This window comes from Methylobacterium sp. Leaf399, assembly GCF_001424525.1.
GTDB lineage: Bacteria > Pseudomonadota > Alphaproteobacteria > Rhizobiales > Beijerinckiaceae > Methylobacterium.
In genome coordinates this window covers 97,130-116,784 of sequence record NZ_LMQK01000030.1, presented here as the reverse complement: position 1 = coordinate 116,784, position 19,655 = coordinate 97,130, and the positions used below count along the sequence as shown (strand labels likewise).

At 68.8% G+C, this 19,655-nt stretch carries 15 protein-coding genes and 1 pseudogene; 8 read left to right on the top strand and 8 right to left on the bottom strand.

Features of this window, described 5'->3' with window-relative positions:
- The first annotated feature begins 45 nt into the window (after positions 1-45).
- The 3 genes from ASG40_RS13920 to ASG40_RS13910 are packed head-to-tail and all read left to right on the top strand — an operon-like array spanning position 46 to position 2,328.
- A complete protein-coding gene (locus tag ASG40_RS13920; protein WP_055886793.1) occupies positions 46-858 on the top strand; it encodes a hypothetical protein in 813 nt (270 codons plus the stop codon).
- The gene (locus tag ASG40_RS13915; RefSeq protein ID WP_082524076.1) at positions 855-1,841 is read left to right on the top strand and encodes a ParA family protein; all 987 of its coding nucleotides are present in this window, start codon (positions 855-857) and stop codon (positions 1,839-1,841) included. The genes ASG40_RS13920 and ASG40_RS13915 overlap by 4 nt, the downstream gene beginning before the upstream one ends.
- Positions 1,831-2,328 (top strand): hypothetical protein, encoded by a 498-nt coding sequence (locus ASG40_RS13910; RefSeq protein ID WP_200938190.1) that lies wholly within the window; start codon positions 1,831-1,833, stop codon positions 2,326-2,328. Before ASG40_RS13915 ends, ASG40_RS13910 begins: the two co-directional genes overlap by 11 nt.
- Before the next feature lie 285 nt (positions 2,329-2,613).
- Here the strand turns inward: ASG40_RS13910 and groL are convergent, their stop codons facing one another.
- Positions 2,614-4,269 carry a chaperonin GroEL gene (gene groL, locus ASG40_RS13905; protein WP_055886792.1) on the bottom strand — a complete coding sequence of 552 codons (1,656 nt, stop codon included), beginning with the start codon at positions 4,267-4,269 and terminating at the stop codon, positions 2,614-2,616.
- Between the two features lie 98 nt (positions 4,270-4,367).
- Positions 4,368-4,655 (bottom strand): co-chaperone GroES, encoded by a 288-nt coding sequence (gene groES / locus ASG40_RS13900; protein WP_055886789.1) that lies wholly within the window; start codon positions 4,653-4,655, stop codon positions 4,368-4,370.
- Positions 4,656-4,871: 216 nt separating this feature from the next.
- Between groES and ASG40_RS13895 the strand changes: the two genes are divergently transcribed.
- Positions 4,872-5,870 (top strand): magnesium transporter CorA family protein, encoded by a 999-nt coding sequence (locus ASG40_RS13895; RefSeq protein WP_055886786.1) that lies wholly within the window; start codon positions 4,872-4,874, stop codon positions 5,868-5,870.
- A 23-nt stretch (positions 5,871-5,893) separates the two neighbouring features.
- Here ASG40_RS13895 and ASG40_RS21285 read toward each other — a convergent pair whose 3' ends face one another.
- The 3 genes and pseudogenes from ASG40_RS21285 to ASG40_RS13885 all read right to left on the bottom strand — a co-directional run bounded on the left by ASG40_RS21285 (position 5,894) and on the right by ASG40_RS13885 (position 8,404).
- On the bottom strand, positions 5,894-6,265 hold the full coding sequence (locus ASG40_RS21285; RefSeq protein WP_156387730.1) for a hypothetical protein: 372 nt from the start codon (positions 6,263-6,265) through the stop codon (positions 5,894-5,896).
- A gap of 1,285 nt (positions 6,266-7,550) precedes the next feature.
- Positions 7,551-7,958: pseudogene (locus ASG40_RS22585) on the bottom strand (TadG family pilus assembly protein); the annotation flags it as partial.
- Complete coding sequence (locus tag ASG40_RS13885; RefSeq protein ID WP_055886779.1) at positions 7,958-8,404, bottom strand: TadE/TadG family type IV pilus assembly protein; 447 nt, start codon at positions 8,402-8,404, stop codon at positions 7,958-7,960. The gene ASG40_RS13885 and the pseudogene ASG40_RS22585, both read right to left, overlap by 1 nt.
- Positions 8,405-8,786: 382 nt before the next feature.
- Here ASG40_RS13885 and ASG40_RS13880 point away from each other — a divergent pair, with 382 nt between their 5' ends.
- Both ASG40_RS13880 and glcE read left to right on the top strand, forming a co-directional pair.
- Positions 8,787-10,235, top strand: coding sequence for a lipopolysaccharide biosynthesis protein (locus ASG40_RS13880; protein WP_055886777.1), 1,449 nt, complete (start codon positions 8,787-8,789; stop codon positions 10,233-10,235).
- A gap of 95 nt (positions 10,236-10,330) precedes the next feature.
- Complete coding sequence (gene glcE, locus ASG40_RS13875) at positions 10,331-11,518, top strand: glycolate oxidase subunit GlcE (RefSeq protein ID WP_055886776.1); 1,188 nt, start codon at positions 10,331-10,333, stop codon at positions 11,516-11,518.
- A gap of 18 nt (positions 11,519-11,536) precedes the next feature.
- Here the strand turns inward: glcE and ASG40_RS13870 are convergent, their stop codons facing one another.
- Entirely contained in the window at positions 11,537-12,094 is a 558-nt protein-coding gene (locus ASG40_RS13870) for a pyridoxamine 5'-phosphate oxidase family protein (RefSeq protein ID WP_055886772.1), read from the bottom strand.
- Positions 12,095-12,217: 123 nt separating this feature from the next.
- On the opposite strand from ASG40_RS13870, the gene ASG40_RS13865 reads away from it, so the two are divergent.
- Positions 12,218-13,594, top strand: a complete 1,377-nt coding sequence (locus tag ASG40_RS13865; RefSeq protein ID WP_055886768.1) for a heterodisulfide reductase-related iron-sulfur binding cluster — start codon at positions 12,218-12,220, stop codon at positions 13,592-13,594.
- A gap of 104 nt (positions 13,595-13,698) precedes the next feature.
- On the opposite strand, the gene ASG40_RS13860 is transcribed toward ASG40_RS13865, so the two are convergent.
- On the bottom strand, positions 13,699-14,685 hold the full coding sequence (locus ASG40_RS13860) for an MBL fold metallo-hydrolase (RefSeq protein WP_055886765.1): 987 nt from the start codon (positions 14,683-14,685) through the stop codon (positions 13,699-13,701).
- 86 nt (positions 14,686-14,771) lie between these two features.
- Between ASG40_RS13860 and ASG40_RS13855 the strand changes: the two genes are divergently transcribed.
- Entirely contained in the window at positions 14,772-15,536 is a 765-nt protein-coding gene (locus ASG40_RS13855; protein ID WP_055886762.1) for a helix-turn-helix domain-containing protein, read from the top strand.
- Positions 15,537-15,557: 21 nt separating this feature from the next.
- On the opposite strand, the gene ASG40_RS13850 is transcribed toward ASG40_RS13855, so the two are convergent.
- Positions 15,558-19,631, bottom strand: coding sequence for a beta strand repeat-containing protein (locus ASG40_RS13850; protein WP_055886758.1), 4,074 nt, complete (start codon positions 19,629-19,631; stop codon positions 15,558-15,560).
- Positions 19,632-19,655: the final 24 nt, after the last annotated feature.

The following is a 19,655-nucleotide window of genomic DNA, read 5'->3' as shown; positions in this document are numbered from 1 at the left end:
GCCGAGGGGGCGCGCGCGGACGACGAGCGATACCTGCCGCATCTCATGGGCCGACACGCCGATTCCACCGCCCTCCCGGGCCGCATCCTCGCTCTCCTGCCCCAGGACGGGACACCGGTCCTCAACCGTGTCATGCGGGCCCTGATCGCCCGCGACGGCGAGCGCCCCGTCCCGGCCGAGACCTATTTTTCCGCCTGCGACGACCTCGTGGGCATGGGCCGGATCGGGCGCCTGCGCGGGCAGGGCGGCCAGATCTTCCTCGTGGCGGCCTCCGCGACCGAAACGGCGGAGCCTTCGTCCGAGTCCGTCGAGGACGGCTGGGCCGAGGCCCGGCTGATGGCGCCGCTGCAACTCTATCTCGAAGGCGCCTTCCGCAAGGGCCTCGACCTGGGCGACGGGCTCTGCCTCGTCCAGGACACCTCGGGCATCGGCCCGCGGCGGGGGCAATGGGCACGGCCCGACTTCCTGCTGGTGTCCGCCCTCCGGTTCCGGCTTCTGCCCGGCGCGCAGATCGACGTCCATGCCTTCGAGCTCAAGACCGAGGCCGGCGGCACGGTCCAGGCGGTCCACGAAGCCCTGGCCCAGACCCGGTTCACGCACTTCGGGCATCTTGTCTGGCACCTGCCCACGGGCGCGCGCAGCGAGGGACGGCTGCCCGAGATCGCCTCGCAATGCGCCACCCACGGCATCGGCCTGATCCGCCTGCGCGATCCGCGCGAGCCGGACCTCGCCGAGATCCTGCTCGACCCCGTGCGCAAGGCCACGGTCCCGGCGATCGTCGACGGGTTCCTCGAATCGCGGCTCACCCGCGAGAACCGGGCGAGGCTCGTGCGCGTCCTGGCGGAGACGGTATCATGAGCGGCAAGCACGAGACCGGCAAGCACGAGACCGGCAAGCACGAGACCGGCAAGTACGAGACCGGCAAGCCGGGGACTGGAAAGCGCGCTTCGGGCAAGCTCGTGGCCGTCGCCAACATGAAGGGGGGCGTCGGCAAGACGACCACCGTGGTGATGCTCGCCGAGGCCCTGGCCGCCGATGGCGCCAGGGTGCTGGTGGTGGACCTCGATCCCCAGGCCAGCGTTTCGGTCTGCCTCGCGGGCGAGGAGATCCTCGGGGAGATGATCGCCAAGGGCCGCACCCTCGAGGCCTACCTCGCGCTCAAGCTGATCCAGAACGAGAAGCCGATCCTCGCGCCCCGTATCCGCGCCAACGTCAGCCTGACCACGCATGGCAACGAGCCGCTCGCCCTCTCGCTGCTGCCGGCCGGACCGTACCTGCGCCTCGTCGAGCGCGAGCTGATCTACGAGCTGACCGGGCGGAAATACTCGATGCACGCCATCGAGGGGCAGCTTTGGACGCTGTTCCAGGACGACTTCGTCCCGCTCGCCGCGATCTACGACTACATCCTGTTCGATTGCGCGCCGGGCATCTCGCCGATGACCGAGATCGCGGTGCGCGGGGCCGACCTCGTCCTCGTCACCTCGATCCCGGACTACCTCTCCACCTATGGGCTCGACGCCTTCGTCCAGACCATCTGGGGCTCCGGGCGCAAGCGCCACAGCCGCCTGGCGCCCAAGCGCCTGCCGCACGTGCTTGTGACCCGCTACCAGCAGAACGTCCGCCAGCATCAGCAGACGATCCTGCGCCTGGAGGAGGAGGCCGCGGCCGAGGACGCCGGCTTTCGCCTCCTGACGACCCGGATCCCCCAGGCGGCGGCGCTGTCCGAAGCCCTGATGCCGCGGGAGGTGCCGCCCACCTTTTCGGGCAAGTACGGCGCGCACGTGTCCCAGGTGCTCATCCCCCTCGTCGCGGAACTGAAGGAGATTCTCCATGGCGCTTGATGTCGACGGTTTCGCGATCCTCAAAGCCATCGTGGCCAGGCCGGAGGCCTTCCCCGACATCCGGGCGGAGGTGGCCAAGACCGGGCGCGCCCTAGTGGTCAAGCAACTCAAGGCCAAGACGCTCCCGCTCGCGGGCGTCCGGGCGATCCACGCGGGCCTCGGGGCGGAGACCTTCGCCCTCGTGGTCGACGGCCTCACCGACGCGGAATCCAGGACCCTCGTCGCCCGCCTCGACAAGAACCACCCCGACCTCAAGGCCGCGACCCCCGACTGGCCGCGCCGGCATCTCGTCGCGCTGGCCGGCGGCACCGACCCGGTCGCCAAGGTGGCCGCCAAGCCGGCCACTAAGCCGTCCGAACCGAAGGCGCTCGCGCCCAAGAAGCCGAAGTCGACCCGCGCGCTCGGCAGCGCCGCCTTCGCCGCGACATGGGACGGCAAGGACCACGATGCCAAACCCAAGGGGGGCAAGAAGGGCAAGTCGGCCTGATCCCAGCGCGGATCGCCACCGCGTCTCCTGCTGCCTTCGACCCATAGATGCCAGGGTCGATGCTAGGACGGTCTGTCCCTTCGTCACGTCGTTCCGGCTTCGCCTGTACCCACCCGCGAACCTTGTCCCAAGGCGCCCTTGCTTTGGCGCTTCAGGACGAGGTCGCAGGCGGGGGCGACGTTCCGACCGAGGCGATCACGCGGTGAAGATCCCGCGTGTCCCACCCATGAAAAAGGGGCCGCCTTTCGGCGACCCCTCTTCTTTGGATGGACTGGAGGCGTGGACTTAGAAGTCCATGCCGCCCATGCCGCCGCCCATGCCGCCGCCGCCGGGCATGCCGCCGCCGCCGCTCTCCTTCTTGGGAGCATCGGCGATCATGGCCTCCGTGGTGACGAGCAGGCCGGCCACCGAGGCGGCGTCCTGCAGGGCGGTGCGCACGACCTTGGCCGGGTCGACGATGCCGGCCTGGATCATGTCGACGTACTCTTCCGTCTGGGCGTTGAAGCCGTAGGTGATCGAGTCGGTCTTGTCGGTGATGCGGCCGACCACGATCGAGCCCTCGACGCCGGAGTTGGCGGCGATCTGACGGATCGGGGCCTCCAGGGCCTTCAGCACGATCTTGATGCCGGCCTGGACGTCCGGGTTGTCGCTCTTGAGGGCGCGGACGGCCTCGCGGGCGCGGAGCAGGGCGGTGCCGCCGCCGGGGACGATGCCCTCTTCCACCGCAGCGCGGGTGGCGTTGAGCGCGTCGTCGACGCGGTCCTTCTTCTCCTTGACCTCGACCTCGGTCGCGCCGCCGACGCGGATGACCGCGACGCCGCCGGCGAGCTTGGCCAGGCGCTCCTGGAGCTTCTCACGGTCGTAGTCCGAGGTGGTCTCCTCGATCTGCGCCTTGATCTGGCCGACGCGGGCTTCGATCTCGGTCTTCTCGCCGGCGCCGTCGATGATCGTGGTGGTCTCCTTCTCGATGCGGATGCGCTTGGCGCGGCCGAGCATCGGCAGGGTGACGTTCTCGAGCTTGATGCCGAGGTCCTCGGCGATCATCTGGCCCTGGGTCAGGATCGCGATGTCCTCGAGCATGGCCTTGCGGCGATCGCCGAAGCCCGGAGCCTTGACGGCCGCGACCTTGAGGCCGCCACGCAGCTTGTTCACGACGAGGGTGGCGAGCGCCTCGCCCTCGATGTCCTCGGCGATGATGACCAGCGGCTTGCCGGTCTGCACAACGGCCTCGAGGACCGGGAGCATCGCCTGGAGCGACGAGAGCTTCTTCTCGTGGATGAGGATGTAGGGGTCCTCGAGTTCGGCGACCATCTTCTCGGCGTTGGTGATGAAGTACGGCGAGAGGTAGCCACGGTCGAACTGCATGCCCTCGACGACGTCGAGCTCGGTCTCGGCGGTCTTGGCCTCTTCGACGGTGATGACACCCTCGTTGCCGACCTTCTGCATGGCATGGGCGATCATCTCGCCGATTTCCTTGTCGCCGTTCGACGAGATCGTGCCGACCTGGGCGACTTCCTCGGAGGAGGCGACCTTCTTGGCGCGGGCGATGATGTCCTTCACCGCGGCGGCCGTGGCGAGGTCGATGCCGCGCTTGAGGTCCATCGGGTTCATGCCGGCGGCGACGTACTTGGCGCCTTCGCGGACGATCGCCTGGGCCAGGACGGTGGCGGTGGTGGTGCCGTCACCGGCGATGTCGTTGGTCTTCGAGGCCACTTCGCGCAGCATCTGTGCGCCCATGTTCTCGAACTTGTCGGAGAGCTCGATCTCCTTGGCGACGGTGACGCCGTCCTTGGTGATGCGCGGCGCGCCGAAGCTCTTCTCGATGACGACGTTGCGGCCCTTGGGGCCCAGCGTGACCTTCACCGCGTCGGCGAGGATGTCGACGCCGCGCAGCATCTTCTCGCGGGCGTCGGAGGCGAAGCGGACTTCTTTCGCTGCCATGTGTCGGAATCCTTATGAAGTGGGGAGCCCCGCGGCGCCGCGGGCGGCGCCCTCGAAGGGCTCGTGGAGACGGAGAAAAAGCGAAGGCGGACCAGACTTTAGGCGACGACGCCCATGATGTCGGATTCCTTCATGATCAGGAGGTCCTGACCGTCGATCTTGACCTCGGTGCCGGACCACTTGCCGAACAGCACGCGGTCGCCGGCCTTGACGTCGAGGGCGTTGATGCGGCCGGCCTCGTCGCGGGCGCCGGGGCCGACGGCGACGATCTCGCCCTCTTGCGGCTTCTCCTTGGCGGTATCGGGGATGATGATGCCCCCCTTGGTCTTCTCTTCGCCTTCGATGCGGCGGACGACGACACGGTCGTGCAGCGGACGGAACTTCATGAGCTGCCCTCTTGCTTCAAATTCATGGATGGCGTTGATGCGGCCGAAGGCACGCTCAACCCGGCGCCGTTAGCACTCTCGATCGGTGAGTGCCAGCGATGGCTGCGGATTAGGCGTATGCCGGCCGCGAGTCAAGGAAAACCCTCGGCGCAACCCCCGTGTCGCGGTGGATTCGGTCCCCGCGGGGCCCGCCGTGCGAGGACGTTTCACTCTCCCATGATCAGTCTCCAGGGGCCGCACGGCGCGGTCGACCATGCCGGGCCGCCCGGAGCGCCGAGGGTGCCCGATCACGCGATCTGGATCGACCTGAACGACCCGAGCGCGGAGGAGGCCAGGGCCGTCGAGGAGGCCACCGGCATCCGCGTGCCGTCCCGCACGGCACTCAGCGAAGTCGAGAACTCGAGCCGCCTGCGCCGGACCAAGGCCGGGCTGTCGCTCAGCACTCCGATGATCACCTTCGACAAGGTCGATTCGCTCTTGAAGCCCCTCGGCTTCGTGCTGACGCGCGACCGCCTCGTCACGGTGCGGTTCCACGACCTGCGCGCCTTTTCCGAGGTCAAGACGCGCATCGCCGAGCAGGACGGCCCGGCGGCCACGAGCACCGAGATCTTCCTTCTCCTGATGGAGGAACTCGTCGACAGCCTCGCCGACGCGCTGGAGGAGATGGGGGCCGACCTCGACACCCTCTCCACCCGCATCTTCGATTTCGACGTGAGGGGCGGCGGCACCGCCTCCGGGGCGGTCGTGCCGCGCCGTCGCGATCTCGCCCTGCGGCGGATCCTGCGCAGCATCGGCCGGCGCGGCAAGGCGCTGGGCAAGATCCGCGCGACCCTGCTTGGCCTCGAACGCATCCTGCCGTTCGTGGCCGGCGAGTGCGAGGGCGTCCTGGGCGTCGAGCAGGTGCCGCGCTTCGAGACGATCCGACGCGACATCGCCTCCCTCGCCGAGTTCGAGATCCGGCAGTCCGAGAACGTTCAGTTCCTGCTCGACGCGACCCTGGGGCTCATCAACATCGAGCAGAACAACACCTTCCGGGTGCTCACCGTGGTCTCGGTGGTGGGCGTGCCCCCGACCCTGGTCGCCTCGATGTACGGCATGAACTTCAAGCACATGCCGGAACTCGACTGGATCTACGGTTATCCCTACGGCCTGTCGCTGATCGTGATCAGCGCCCTGCTCCCGCTCCTGTACTTCTGGCGGCGCGGCTGGTTTTGAGATCCAGTTGCGGAGTGCTCGGGCTATACACCGACGATCTCGCAACTTTTAAGGGCGAACTCCAGGGCCTCCCACGCTTGGAGGGCTGCCTCCCGCGGTGTCAGGGCCCGGTGTTGAACTGCAAGTTGCAGAACCGCCAGATTTGCGCCACAGATTCGGGCCGCATTGAGGCTGACTTCGCCAGCCAGCGTTCTCTGGAGTAGCTCGCGTTGAAATAGTTCGACAAGGGTAGCGCCTTGCTTGAAATGATTATCCGACGAGAACATTTGTCGATACCTTCGATAAGGCGTGGCAATAGATATGTGCGTTTTATTTTGATCAATAATTTGCTGTGTTTTATTGCTATTCAGATAAATATAATTATCTAAAAATATTATATCGATATCATATTTCATTCATTGATGAAAATAAAACAACAAGATTAAAATTTATAGGTGATGATTACTGGACTAGAACGGCCTGATCGCAGCGGGTGCCGTCGACGGTGACGTCGGCGTTCCCGAGGCGGAGACCGAGCGTCCGCAGGGTGCTGTTGAGAACCCCGTCGAGAGCTGGGGCGACCGTGCCGAGGACGGTCGCGACGGTGCCTGTGAGGAGACCCGGCGTCAGGATGCCGATGCCACTCACAGAGAGGTCCAGGTTCTGAATCAAGCTGGTGACGGCCGATTGCGTGAGGCCGTTCGAGCTCACGGTCTTCACCGTATGCCGTGCGATGTCGTCTTCGCCGAAGGTCACCGATTGGGCATACGTGCTTCCGATGGAAAGCGAGGAGCGGCCGCTGACAACGAGGCTGGGCGCCACGCGCAGGAGGGTCGCCGGCTGCGAAAAACTGGGCGTTGCGGCCGTCGGATCGATCGAGGCCTTGGGGATGGTGGCGACGGCCAGGTCGGCCAGTCCCGGCTGCGCGTCGAGGACGACCTGGCGCTGACCTTGATCGGACCATGGGCAAGTGGTGGAGCGCAAGGTCGCCTTGGCCTGGGCCGCTTGAACGTAGATCGGCAGGGTCAGCGAGCCGAGATTGAGGGGAAGCGTGATGTCCGCCTCGATCAATAGGCGCACCTGTGCGGTCGTCACCGTCGCGGCGGCGCTACCCGGCCGGACGTACCCCGAACTCTGCCGGCGTTCGCCGATCGCGAGCGTCAGCTTCGTCCCCGTCACTCCGGGGATCGATGCACCGATGTTCACGGAGACCTGGCGTTGCCCGTTCGCAATGACGACGGCATCGGACAGCGTATTCATCAGGTCGATCGTCGGGCCCCGCGAGCCGGCGCCCGGATTGAGCGTGCCCGCATCCCCCAGGTCGACGATCTGATCGACCCGGATCGGCATCCCGCTTCGCAGGCCCGAGGCGATCTGACGGAGGGCAGAGGCGGCGACCGCGCCGTTTGCGGTTCCGTCGGCTGTCGCTTTCAGAGCCAAGACGACTTGCTCGATCGTCGCCGTGGACCGGACGATGTCCTGATAACTGCCGGCCTGAAGAGCGAGGCTCGGCGCCAGGGCATCGAGAAAACGGAAGGCGTCCACCCGCGTGGAAAGGATGGCGTTGTAGTCCATCACCGACAGGCTGACCGGCTTGCCGAGCATGGCGGTCAGAATGGCGTTGGCGACACCCGGATTTAACGAGGCCAAGCCTGAGCCAACGGTAAACGCGGCAAACTGCGCCGAAGCTGCGGTTCCCCTGACCGTGATGTCGACCTCGCGGTTCAGGCCCAGCGCCGGTGCGAAGAAAGTCGGCGTCGAGGTTGTCATGGCGACCCGCACGGCACTGGCGAGCGCCGAGTCGGCACTGAACCGTGCATCGAGGGAGACTTTGGCGTCGGCGGAGTAGCTGCCGGGCTGCACCGTGATGAGGGCCGACGCGTAACCGTTGTCAGCGAGGGACCGGCGGGCCACGGGGTCGGCCTTGGCGGGGTTCGCGGCGGCAAGAGTCGCGGCGAGATCGACGGCGCCCTGTGCCTTGCGCCGTGCCAGGACCATGGAACCGAGATCGATTCCCACGGCCGCGGCGGCCATCAGGACCGTGAGGCCGAGGGCCGTCAAGACCGCCACTGCCCCATGCCGGTCTCGACCGAACGAGCGACCGTGCATCACAGGCCTCCACGGCGGACGGTGACCTTGCTCGTGATCAGGTCTGGCGGGATCGGGATGAGGCCGGACAGACCGGAGAACCCCAGGGACTTGGTGTCGAAGCTCAATGTCACAGTATAGATATTGTTATCGTCCGGGTCGGCCCCGACCTTTACATCCACTGTCCCCGGTTTGAACATCGCGTTATCAGCGAGGGCGCTGTTCACCCGCTGGAATGCCAAGTCGGCTCGCTCCTGGTCGCTCAGGCCGGCGATCGACGCCCGTGCCGCTTCGGACGCAATCTGGCGAAGGTTGTGACAGGCTCCAAGATAGATCCCGAACACGACGATGCCCGAAAACAAGGCAAGGAGGACAGGCACGACAAGTGCAAATTCGACCGCGGAACTCCCTTGCGCGCAATCTACAATCTTCGTGATGTTTTTTATGCGATTTAGTACAAATGTCATGAAATCAATCCTCCTAAGAATTGAGTCTCATCTAGGCTTACAAACATATGTTGGCGCCGACTCTCTAATGGAACGTTTAAGTGAATACAAAATGCTGATATATGATCGTGGTATACCAATATAGAATCGATTTTGGGACCCTTGTCGTTGCGCTGAACGCAACCCCGCGGACAACGACAGTGCGCGTGCGGTAACGGCCTCTGCGGGCGCGTTCGATCAAGCGTCGGATTTAAATTTCCCGCTCTGTGCTCGCTGCGGTCTTGATCCGTGTCGGGCGGATGGCTCGAAGTTCATGAAACCGGGCGCGAGAGGGCGGCATTAGCGGAATCTTCGCACCGCGCGCCTAGACCGGGACGGTCGCGCGGGTTCGGGGCAGGGAGCCATGGCCGTCATCGTCGCCTTCCTGCTGAACGCCGGCCTCAACTTCGTGGTCGGCCTCTTGGTGGCCAAGCTGCTCGGGCCGGCGCAGTTCGGCGTGTTCGCCCTGGCCTCGGCTGGTGCTGTCGTCCTCAACACCCTGCTGTTCGAATGGCTTCGCCTGTCCGCGACCCGGTTCTATTCCGGCCGGGTGCGGGTGGAGGAGCCGTGGATCCGCCAGGGGCTCGACCGGGCCTACGCCGTCCTGGCGCTGGCCATGATCGGGCTGGCACTCCTCTATGGCGGCCTCGACCTCTGGGGCGGCAACGCCCCCCAGAGTCGGGCCGCGGTCACGGCCGGAGCGGCCCTGGTCGCCGTGGGCATCGGCCTGTTCGACTACCATGCCGCCCTGGCGCGGGCGCGGTTCGACGGCGGCCTCTACCTGCGCCTGGTCGCGGTCAAGAACGTCCTCACCTTCGTGAGCATGTCGGCCGTCGCTTGGTTCTACCCGGAGCCGGTCTACGTTCTTCTGGCCGGCGGCCTCAGCCAGGCCGTGGCCGTCCTCGTCCTGCGCGAGCCCCTGCGTGACGCCCCGGCACCGAGGCAGCGCCTGCGCCTGTCCGAGACCCGGCGCCTGTTCCTGGTCTACGGCCTGCCCCTGATCGCGGCCAACGGCCTCTACCAGCTCCTGCCCTTCCTCAACCGCTGGTCGATCGCCGATCAGGCCGGCTTCACCGAGGCCGGCTATTTCTCGCTGGCCGCCGACGTGGCCTCGCGCAGCCTCGGCACCCTCGGCACCGCCCTCGACCTGCTGCTGTTCCAGCTCGCCGTCCAGGCCGAGGAGCATCAGGGCCGCGCCGCCGCGGAAGCGCAGATCGGGCGCAACGCCGCCATCGTGGTGGCCCTGATGCTGCCCTGCGCGGCCGGCTTCTGGGTGGTGCTGCCCGCCCTCCAGGACCTCGTCGTGCCCGAGGCCTTCCGGGGGCCCTTCGTCACCTATGCCGCCATCCTCATCCCGGGCCTGTTCTGCCTCGCGCTCACCAATTTCGCCCTCAACCCGGTCTTCCAGATCAGGCGGCGCACCCTGCCGGTGATCGGCGCGGCGCTGCTGGGGCTCGCGGTGAACGGGGTCGGCCTCGTCGTACTGCCGCGCCTCGTCGGGCCGGCCGGGGTCGCCATGGCGCAGAGCCTCGGCATGGCCGCGGCGATGCTGGTCCTGGCGGTGCGGGCTCTGACCGGGCGGGACCGGATCGCCCTGCCGTGGCGCGACATCCTGGCGGCGAGCGGCGCCAGCCTCGCCATGCTGGTCTGCCTGCTGCCGCTGCGGCCGCTCCCGGCCTGGCAGGCCCTCGGCCTGTCGGTGCCGGCCGGGATCCTGCTCTACGCCGGCCTCGTCTGGGCCTTCGACATCGCTGGCCTGCGCACCATCGCGGTGGAGCGCCTGCGCAACCGCGCGCCGGTGCCGGCCGGCTGAGGCATCGCCCGCGAAACCCGGATGCATTCCGGCCGCAAGCCTTTTAGAACGGTCCCAAGGATGCGCGGCCACAGCGCACGCCAGGGCGGGAAGCGATGCGTTCATACGAGCCTCACGACGAGGATGCGGCTACCGACGTGGTGCGCGACGCCGCTGGCCGCGGCGAGCGGCTGCGCCTTGTCGGCGGCGGCACCAAGGCCGGAATCGGCCGGCCGGCGCAGGACGAGGCGACGCTCTCGGCCCGCGGGCTCACCGGGATCACGCTCTACGAGCCGGCCGAGATGGTGGTGGCCGCCCGCGCCGGCACGCCGCTGGCCGAGGTCCAGGCGCTGCTCGCCGAGCGCGGCCAGATGCTGCCGTTCGAGCCGGTGGACTACCGCCCGCTGATGGGCTCGGCCGGCGAGCCGACCTTCGGCGCCGTGGCGGCGGCCAACACTGCCGGCCCCCGCCGCATCAACGCGGGGGCCGCCCGCGACAGCCTGATCGGCGTGCGCTTCGTCAACGGGCGGGGAGAGGCGATCAAGTCCGGCGGCCGGGTGATGAAGAACGTCACCGGTCTCGACCTCGTCAAGCTCATGGCCGGCTCGTGGGGGACGCTGGGTCTCCTCACCGAGGTCACCTTCAAGGTGCTGCCGGTGCAGGAGCGCGTCGCCACCCTGGTCTTTGCCGGCCTCGACGACGCCCGCGCCGTCGAGGCGCTCGCCACGGCGCTCGGCTCGCCCTTCGAACTGACCGGTGCCGCCCACCTGCCGGCGGGCGTCCACGGCCCCGAGCCGCGTACCCTGATGCGGCTCGAAGGCTTTTCCGTCTCGATCGACTATCGCCTGGGCGAACTGCGCCGCCTCCTCCAGCGTTTCGGCGCGCCGACGGTGGTCGAGGATGCGCAGGGCGCCGCGCTCTGGTGCGCGGTCCGCGACGTCGTGCCCCTGGCCGAGCCGCGCGAGGCCGCGGTCTGGCGGATCTCCACGGCGCCGAGCCACGGCCCCGCCGTCGCCGCGGCCATCGCCGAGCGACGCGAGGCCCGCTGGTTCTACGACTGGGGCGGCGGCCTGATCTGGCTGTCCACCCCCGCCACGGGCGATGCCGGCGCCGAGGCGATCCGCGCGATCCTCAAGGTCCACGGCGGCCATGCCACCCTGGTGCGCGCCCCCGATCCTTTGCGCGCCGCCGTCCCGGTGTTCGAGCCCCTGTCCGAGCCGCTGATGCGGATCACGGCAGGCATCAAGGCGGCGCACGATCCGGCCGGGGTGTTCAACCCCGGGCGGATGTATGCGGGGGTGTGAAGGGAGCGGGAAGCGGCTTCAGATTTCCTCGGCCGGTCCCGTGGGCAGACCGTCCAGGCTGCGCGTGTTCTTGAGCTTTCGGTAGGCCTCGATCTCCTCGTCGGTCTTCGCGTTCGCCCAGCGATCGAGGGAGTCGCGTTCGCCGACGAAGTCGAAGAGCGGCACCCCGAAGCCGCAGGAGGTCTGGACGAGGTCGACCGCGAGCCGCACGATCTGTCGCGCGCCCCTCGGCTCATCGCCGCCGAAGGCTTCCGCCAGGAGCGTGCGATAGGGCGCGCCATGGCGGGGCAGCACCTCGCCCCGCCCGTAGAGCCGCAGGATTCGCGGCGCCCCCTCGAAGGCGCAGAACATCACGCTGAGGCGCCCATCGGCGAGAAGGTGGGCCGCCGTCTCGTTGCCGCTGCCGGTCCGGTCGAGATAGGCCACCGCGTTCGGTCCGAGGACCCGGAAGGCATCGGTGCCGCGCGGCGAGAGGTTGACCCGCGTTCCGTCCGCCGCCGATGCCGTGAAGAAGATCCGCTGGCGCGCGATGAAGGCCTCGTGCGCCTCGTCGATGCGGTCGAACTGCTTGCCCACGCCCTCGTCTCCTTCGCTTCCGCCTGCCCCGGTAACCCGCGAGGCCCGCAGCCGCCTCCTCGCACGAATTTTGGTGTAGAGGTACGTCAGGGAAGAAACGAAAAAGAGCTCCGGGACAACGCCGTGCAAACCAGTTTCACAGCCACCCAGCTCGCCGACCCGGCGATGGCGACCTCCGAAAAGATCCTGCGGACCTGCGTCCATTGCGGGTTTTGTACCGCGACCTGCCCGACCTACCTGCTGCTGGGCGACGAACTCGATAGCCCGCGCGGACGCATCTACCTGATCAAGGACATGCTGGAGGGCGGCAAGCCGGCGACGCCCGAGGTGGTCAAGCACGTCGACCGCTGCCTGTCGTGCCTGTCGTGCATGACGACCTGCCCCTCGGGCGTGCACTACATGCACCTCGTCGACCATGCCCGCACGCATATCGAGGAGACCTACCGGCGCCCCCTGAGCGACCGCCTCCTGCGTAGCGTGCTCGCCTTCGTCCTGCCCTATCCGAACCGGTTCCGGCTGGCCTTGCTGGGCGCCAAGATCGGCGGGCCGTTCCGGCCCCTCGTCGCCCGCCTGCCGCGGGTGGGCAATCGCCTGGCCGCGATGCTGGACCTCGCGCCCGCGCTCCTGCCCAACCGCAACCCCTCCGACCGGCCCGGCACCTTCCCCGCCGACACCCGCGCGCGGGAGGCGAGCGCCCTGCTCCAGGGCGAGCCGATGCCGGGCAGGGCCGGCCGCGTCGCCCTCTTACGCGGCTGTGCCCAGAGCGTGCTGCGGCCGGACTTCAACGAGGCGGCCATTCGCCTGCTGACCCGCCACGGGGTCGAGGTGGTGCAGGCGCAGGGCGAGGGCTGCTGCGGTGCCATCACCCACCACATGGGCAAGGCGGACACGGCGCACGCCACCGCCAGGCGCACCATCGACGCCTGGATCGCCGAGATGGACGGGGCCGGCCTCGACGCCATCGTGGTCACGGCCTCGGGCTGCGGCACCACGATCAAGGACTACGGCTTCATGTTCCGCGACGACCCGGCCTATGCGGCCAAGGCGGCGCGGGTGTCGGCCATCGCCAAGGACGTCACCGAATACATGGCGGGCCTCGGCCTGATGCCGCCGATCGTCACGAGCGACCTCGTGGTCGCCTACCATTCCGCCTGCTCGATGCAGCACGGCCAGGGCATCCGCACCGAGCCGAAATCCCTGCTCAAGACGGCGGGCTTCACGGTCAAGGACGTGCCGGAGGGCCACATCTGCTGCGGCTCGGCGGGTACCTACAACATCCTGCAGCCGGAGATCGCTGGCCGCCTGCGCGACCGCAAGGTCGCCAACATCGAGCGGATGCGCCCCGACGTCATCGCCACCGGCAACATCGGCTGCGCCACGCAGATCGGGAAGGGCACCGCGATCCCCATCGTCCACACGGTGGAACTGCTGGACTGGGCCACCGGCGGCCCAAAGCCCGCGGTGCTCGAGGAGGCGCATGTCCTCCACGCGGCCGAGTGATACCGCGTCCGCGCGATTCGCGCGGGAAGCGTGTCACCGAGCCCGCGCGGTGCCCGAAGATGACCGACATCCGCACGGCGAAGCCACCAACGGATGTCGTAGGATCACGGGTCGAGCTGGTAGCTGACGGGAATCCAGCGGTACCCCGTCCCCATGGCCACGACGTAGCCGAGGGAGGGAAACGAGGTGTGGTAGCCGGCCACCAGGATCTCGTCGGCCGCCGCCATGCCGTAGAGGTCGCGCCGTGTCGCGGCACCCATGGCCTTGTCCATGTCGAACAGGGCGTGCCAGTCGGGGCGGGCGAGGGAGGCGACCTCGTGATGGGCGCAATCGCCCCAGATGAGCATCCGCCGGCCCGCACTCTCGACGTGATAGGCGAGATGGCCCGGCGTATGCCCCGGGGCGGCCACCGCCGCGATGCCGGGCACCACCTCCTCCCCCGGCCGGATCGTGCGGATCCGCGCCACCTGGGGCACGAGGTGGCTGCGCACGACGAGCGCCGACGTGTGCTCGTTGCCCTCCGGCGCGGAACCGAGGCGCGCGTCCTTCGTCCAGAAATCGAGCTCGGCCGCTCCGACGGCGATGGTCGCGTTCGGGAAGGCCGGGCGTCCGGCCTCCATCAGGCCGCCGATATGGTCGGTGTGGCAATGGGTGAGGACGACGTGGTCGATGCCGCCGGGGTCGTGGCCGGCCGCGCGCAGCCGCTCGGCGAGGCGCCCGCCCGCCGGCCGCTTCACGAAGCCGACCTCGCCGTTGCCGGTGTCGAACAGCACGCGCTCACGGCCAGTGTCCACCAGGATCGGCGTGAACCCCGGCTTGAAGCGGTCCGGCGGCAGCCGGTTCTCGCGCATCAGCGCCTCGACCTCGGTGCGCGGGCGATCCTCGCCGACGATGGGCCAGGGGCCGTCGATCATCGCGGCGGCATCGAGGATCGCCGTGACGGTGAAGGCTCCGAGGGTGAAGCGGTAGAGGCCGGACGTATCGGACGGATCGCCGGACAGCGGCGCCGCGCCGGCATTGCGCAGGAGGGCGGGAGCGGCCAGGATCGCTACGCCCGATGCGGCGAGCCGCCGCCGTGTCCATCCGGTCATGTCCAGGGTGTCCCTTATCGCCGGGCCGGATCACGACGAGCCGTGCCGGCCTCCGATGGCGGTAGCATCCGGGGGAGCGGGTCCGCTTGTACGAACGTGCTGACCCTCGGCCCCTCGGTCCCCTCTGGCACGTGCAGGGGGCGCACACCTTCTTCGCCGGGCCGTTGTCGTACAACGCCAGCCACCGGCACGGGGCGCCGGTCTATCTCGCCGGGCTCTACGACCGCTTCCGGATCCGGGTCGGCGAGGGCGCATGGACCGCGTGCCGCACGGCGATGATCCCCGCGGGTGTCGCCCACGAGCTCGACGTGCGCGGCGACCCCATCGCGGTCCTCTACCTCGAACCCGGATCGGGCGGCGCGCACGGGCTGTCGCCGCTGGTGGACGGCGGGCAGGAGGCCGGCGGCGTGCTGCTGGGCGCGGGCGGGGAGATCCGCGCTTTTCGCGATCTCCACGAGAGCCGGGACGGCGTGCGCGAAGCCGGTGCGGCGCTCGCCGATGTCGTGCGGTTCTCGTGCGGACGCGCCAGGCGGTCGGTCGATGCGCGGATCGCTCGTGCCGTGACACTCCTCCACGACGACCCGGCGATGGGCGCGGGCGCCCTGGCCGCCGCCGTCGGGCTGTCGTCGTCGCGGTTCCAGCACCTTTTCACAGCGCAGGTCGGCGTGCCGTTCCGCCGTTACCGCGCCTGGCTGCGCATGCGGCGGGCGATCGCCGCCGTCACCGCCGGCGACAGTTTCACGACGGCGGCCCATGCGGCCGGCTTCGCCGACCAGCCGCATTTCGCCCACGACTTCCGCAAGACCTTCGGCGCACCCGCCTCGGGCAGCCTCCTGGGCCTGCGGCGCTGAGGATCCGCAGGAGGCGCCCGGTCACACGACGAAGATGACGTCAGCCGAGAGGGCGGCCCTGTTCTCCAGGATGGCGAACTGCACCGCCGCCAGGGCGCCCGATCCGTCCGCGTCGTAGGCCAGCCCGCCCGTGGCCCCGTCGTAGAGGATGCGGTCGTCGGCATCCACGGCCTGGGTGCCGATCACGAACATGCTGGCCGAGAGCGCGCCGGGCTGCGTGCCCGACGCGGTGGTCAGCATCGTGAACACATCCTTCTCGAGGTAGATCAGGTCGAATTCGTTCGCCGCGAAATCGGCGATCCGGTCGACGTTGCCGGCCCCGAGGGCGGCGGTGAAGGAGAAGGCGTCGTTGCCGAACCCCCCCACGAGCAGGTCGGCGCCGCCACGCCCGTCGAGGAGGTTGCCGGCGCCGTCTCCGGTGAGCGTGTCGGCGAAGGCCGAGCCGGTCACGCCCTCGATCCTGACGAGCGTGTCGGCTCCATCGGCTCCGGCCGCGGTCCCGGTCGCGAGGTTCACCGTCACGCCGCCTGCGGCCACCTCGTATTCGGCGAAGTCGAAGCCGCCGCCGCCGTCGAGGCTGTCGTTGCCCGTCAGACCGTCGAGGATGTTGGCGCCCGCATCGCCCGTCAGGACGTCGCCGAAGGAGGAGCCGACGAGGCCCTCGATGTTGCGTAGGGTGTCGGTCCCGTCCGCACCGCTGGAGGTTCCGGCGGCGAGACTGACGGTGACCGCGCCGACGGCGTTGAAGTAGAGGGCGAAATCGAGGCCGTCGCGGCCGTCGAGGATGTCGTTGCCGGCGAGGCCGGTCAGGTAGTTGGCACCGGCGTCGCCCGACAGCGTGTCGCCGAAGATCGAGCCGGCGACGCGCTCGAAGCCGACCAGGATGTCGGCGCCCGCGGCCCCGCTCGACAGGCCGGTGGCGAGGTCGACCGCCACCGCCCCCGTGGCCTCGCCGTACCAGACCGTGTTGAGTCCGGCGTCGCCCGTGAGCGTATCGGCGAAGGCCGAGCCCTGCACGCTCTCGATGCCGACCAGCGTGTCGTTGCCGTCCGCCCCCGAAGAGGTGCCGACGGCGAGGTTCACGCTCACGGCCGCGAGCGCGAGGTGATAGCTCGCCACATCGTCGCCGGCGCCGCCGTCGAGGCGATCGTCGCCGGTGAGGCCGGTGAGGACGTTGGCGACCGCGTTGCCCGTGAGCGTATCGGCGAAGGCCGAGCCGACCACGCCCTCGATGCTCGTGAAGGTGTCGGCGCCCGCGGCCCCGCTCGCCCTGCCGGTGGCGAGGTTGACGGCCACCGCGCCGAGCGCTGCGGCATAGGAGAGCTGGTTGAACCCGGTGCTGCCGGTGATCGTGTCGGCGAAGCGCGAACCCTGCACGCCCTCGATGCCGATCAGGACGTCGTTGCCGTCGGCACCCGTGGCCGTGCCGGCGGCGAGGTTGACCGAGACCGCGCCGGTGGCCGCGCTGTAGTCGGCGAAGTCGGAGCCGGCACCGCCATTGAGGGTGTCGTTGCCGAGGCCGCCCGCCAGCTGGTTGACGAAGGCATCGCCGGTGAGCGTGTCGGCGAAGGCCGAACCGCGGACCGCCTCGATGGCGCGGAGGGTGTCGGACCCGGCGGCCCCGCTCGCCGTACCCGCGGCGAGGTCGACCGTGACGGCGCCCGCGGCGGCGGCATAGCTGGCCTCGTCGAACCCGGCCCCGCCGTCGAGGGCGTTGGCGCCGGCATTGCCGACAAGGACGTTGTGGAACGCGTTGCCCGTGAGGCCGATCGCCGTCGTGCCCGCCGCGCTCGCCGTCTCGAGCCGCTCGATCTCCTGGCCGGCCGCCAGAGTGTAGGTGACGCTCGTCAGCACCCGGTCGGTGCCGCCGCCCGCCGCCTCGATCACCCGGTCGCCGATGTCGTCGACGCCGTAGGCGTCGTTGCCGAGCCCCCCGATCATGGTATCGGCGCCAACGAGGCCGTTGAGGACGTTGGCGGCCGCGTTGCCGGTCAGCACGTTGGCGAGCGAGTTGCCGGTGCCGTTGAGGCTCGCGGTGCCGGTGAGGGTCAGGTTCTCGAGTGCGGAGCCGGCCAGCGAGTAGCTCACCGAAGCGTAGACGAGGTCGGTGCCCGCGGCACCGTTGAGCTCGATCGCCCTGTCGCCGGCATCGTCGACGTAATAGGTGTCGGACCCGGCCCCCCCGATCATGGTATCGGCGCCGGTCAGGCCGTCGAGGACGTTGGCGGCCGCGTTGCCGGTCAGCACGTTGGCGAGCGAGTTGCCGGTGCCGTCGATCGCTCCGGCCCCGGTGAGGGTCAGGTTCTCGAGCTCCGAGCCGGCGAGCGCGTAAGTCACCGTGGCGTAGACGAGATCGGTGCCTGCGGCGCCGTTGGCCTCGATGGCGCGGTCGCCGACGTTGTCGACGTAATAGGTGTCGGACCCGGCCCCGCCGGACATCGTATCGGCGCCGCCCAAGCCGTTGAGGACGTTGTCGCCGCTGTTGCCGGTGAGAACGTTGGCCAGGGAGTTCCCCGCGCCGTTCAGGTTTGCGGTGCCGGTCAGGATCAGGGTCTCGAGTTCCGATCCGCCGAGCGCGTAGGACACCGCGGCGTAGACGCGATCGGTGCCGGCGGCGCCATTGGCCTCGATGGCGCGGTCGCCGACGTCGTCGACGTAATAGGTGTCGGATCCGGCCCCGCCGATCATGGTGTCGGCGCCCACCAGGCCATTGAGGACGTTGGCCGCGGCATTGCCGGTGATCACGTTGGCCAGCGCGTTGCCGAAGCCGTTGATCGCGGCCGTGCCGGTGAGCGTCAGGTTCTCGACGTTGGCCGACAGCGTATGGCCGGCCGAACTGCGCACGAGGTCGGTCCCGGCGTTCGCCGCCTCGATGATCCTGTCGCCGCCATCGGTGACGTAGGTGTCGCTGCCCAGCCCACCGCTCATCGTGTCGGCGCCCGTTCCGCCGTTGAGCACGTCGCCCAGGCCGCTGCCCACCAGGGTGTCGGCGCCCGATCCGCCGATCACGGTGCCGATCACCGTGCCGAGCGCGATGGCGATGTTGTTGACGAGGCCGCCGGCGCTGCTGAAGGTTCCCGGCTCCAGGGAGACGGTCGCTGCCTGGGTGTAGCCCGAGAGGTCGAGGACGTTGCCGAGCCCCTTGTTGTACAGGGTCACGATCGGCGCCGTGTTGGCCGTGAAGTCGAAGAACTCCCTGAGGACGCCCGTGACGGTGGTGTTGAAGCCGTAGGTCTGGCCTCCGGCGAAGGTGGCGGTCTTCGAGGTGCCGTAGAGCTGCTGGATCGCTTCGATGTCGGCCATCATCGCGGTGTGCGGCGCTTCGCGCATCGCGCCGTCGGCGCTCGACCCCCAGTTCGTGCCGGGGAAGGGATTGGCGGCCCGGTACTTGGCGGTCCCGTTGATCCACGAGAGGTAGGACATGATGCTGTACTGGCCGTCGTCGAAGGCGCTGAACTGCTGGGTCGCCGGGTCGACCTTGCCGTTGTAGTTGCCGCTGTGCCCGAGCCCGATGGCGTGGCCGATCTCGTGGATGATCGTCGACAGTCCGTAGCCGCCGGCGACTTCGAACGAACCGGAGAGGTCGAAGCCGGCGGCCGACGTCTCCATGTTGATCATCGACTGCCCGGTCACGCTGCCGAGGCTGCTGCCGCTGCCGATCGTCTGGGGCGTGTTGGCGAAGGCGCCCGAATTGGTCTCGCCGCGTACCAGCGTAATGCCGCGGATCGTCGTGCTCAGCGTGAAGGTCACGTCGGCGATGGCCGACCAGATCGCCAGGGCCTTGACGAAGGTCGCCTTCTCCTGGGCCGTGAACGCGGAATCGACGTCGAAGGTGTAGCCGATGGTGGCGCCCGTGCCGGCGGTGGACGACCCCCACTTGAAGGCCGAGCCTTCGTTGAAACCCGCGAACGACTCGTCGGACAGCGTCCCGTCCGGGTTCAGCCCGCTGATGAAGGTCACTTCCTGTGCGAAGGTCGGCCCGGACGAGGAGACGGGAATGCGGTGGGCGGGCATTGATGCGGATGCCTTCTGCGCCATCATCATCGGCATGCCGGCGCCGAAGTCCTCGTCCTCGTTACCGAACCGAATCGCCATGACTGCCCATCTCCGATCAACACG

What these genes read in the sequence shown, in the direction of transcription:
- ASG40_RS13920 (WP_055886793.1), top strand. Translation starts at nt 46, where the DNA reads ATGGGCCGACACGCCGATTCCACCGCCCTCCCGGGCCGCATCCTCGCT.
- ASG40_RS13915 (WP_082524076.1), top strand. Translation starts at nt 855, where the DNA reads ATGAGCGGCAAGCACGAGACCGGCAAGCACGAGACCGGCAAGCACGAG.
- ASG40_RS13910 (WP_200938190.1), top strand. Translation starts at nt 1,831, where the DNA reads ATGGCGCTTGATGTCGACGGTTTCGCGATCCTCAAAGCCATCGTGGCC.
- groL (WP_055886792.1), bottom strand. Translation starts at nt 4,269, where the DNA reads ATGGCAGCGAAAGAAGTCCGCTTCGCCTCCGACGCCCGCGAGAAGATG.
- groES (WP_055886789.1), bottom strand. Translation starts at nt 4,655, where the DNA reads ATGAAGTTCCGTCCGCTGCACGACCGTGTCGTCGTCCGCCGCATCGAA.
- ASG40_RS13895 (WP_055886786.1), top strand. Translation starts at nt 4,872, where the DNA reads ATGATCAGTCTCCAGGGGCCGCACGGCGCGGTCGACCATGCCGGGCCG.
- ASG40_RS21285 (WP_156387730.1), bottom strand. Translation starts at nt 6,265, where the DNA reads ATGAAATATGATATCGATATAATATTTTTAGATAATTATATTTATCTG.
- ASG40_RS13885 (WP_055886779.1), bottom strand. Translation starts at nt 8,404, where the DNA reads ATGACATTTGTACTAAATCGCATAAAAAACATCACGAAGATTGTAGAT.
- ASG40_RS13880 (WP_055886777.1), top strand. Translation starts at nt 8,787, where the DNA reads ATGGCCGTCATCGTCGCCTTCCTGCTGAACGCCGGCCTCAACTTCGTG.
- glcE (WP_055886776.1), top strand. Translation starts at nt 10,331, where the DNA reads ATGCGTTCATACGAGCCTCACGACGAGGATGCGGCTACCGACGTGGTG.
- ASG40_RS13860 (WP_055886765.1), bottom strand. Translation starts at nt 14,685, where the DNA reads ATGACCGGATGGACACGGCGGCGGCTCGCCGCATCGGGCGTAGCGATC.
- ASG40_RS13850 (WP_055886758.1), bottom strand. Translation starts at nt 19,631, where the DNA reads ATGGCGATTCGGTTCGGTAACGAGGACGAGGACTTCGGCGCCGGCATG.